The organism is Vibrio anguillarum (genome assembly GCF_003390515.1).
Classification (GTDB): domain Bacteria; phylum Pseudomonadota; class Gammaproteobacteria; order Enterobacterales; family Vibrionaceae; genus Vibrio; species Vibrio anguillarum.
Genome location: NZ_CP031478.1, coordinates 965,663 through 966,193, shown reverse-complemented (window position 1 = coordinate 966,193; position 531 = coordinate 965,663). Strand labels below are relative to the sequence as shown.

Annotated in this window: 1 protein-coding gene; it reads left to right on the top strand. The window is 41.2% G+C overall.

The window, feature by feature from the left end; translation table 11 throughout:
* The first annotated feature begins 50 nt into the window (after positions 1-50).
* Entirely contained in the window at positions 51-467 is a 417-nt protein-coding gene (locus DD616_RS04035; RefSeq protein WP_017045395.1) for a VOC family protein, read from the top strand.
* The last annotated feature ends 64 nt before the right edge of the window (positions 468-531 follow it).

Here is a 531-nt window from a genome sequence, read left to right as displayed (position 1 = left end):
CCCTTAGCCGGGCGTTATGCTACCAGTCGAAATCTTCAATAAGGAATACTATGAAACAGAACATTGTCCATATTGCTTTAGTTGTAAAAGATTATGATGAAGCCATTGATTTTTATGTAAACAAACTCAAATTTGAACTTATTGAAGATACTCATCAACCTGAACAAGACAAACGTTGGGTGGTTGTGGCTCCACCAAATTCTCATGGTGTTACGTTGTTACTTGCCAGAGCTTCGAAGCCAGAGCAGCATGATTTCATTGGGAATCAAGCAGGTGGTCGAGTATTCCTGTTCCTAAATACTGATGATTTCTGGCGTGACTTTAAGCGTATGAAATCGATTGGTATTAACTTCGTCCGCGAGCCAACAGAAGAAGACTATGGAACGGTAGCAGTGTTTGAAGACTTGTATGGAAACTTGTGGGATCTTCTTCAATTGAATCCAAGCCATCCAATGGCAAAAAGGTAGCATAACAAACGCTTCAAGAGGGACAGCCAACGAGTGGCATTTTTACCATGCGTTGGCTGTTGTA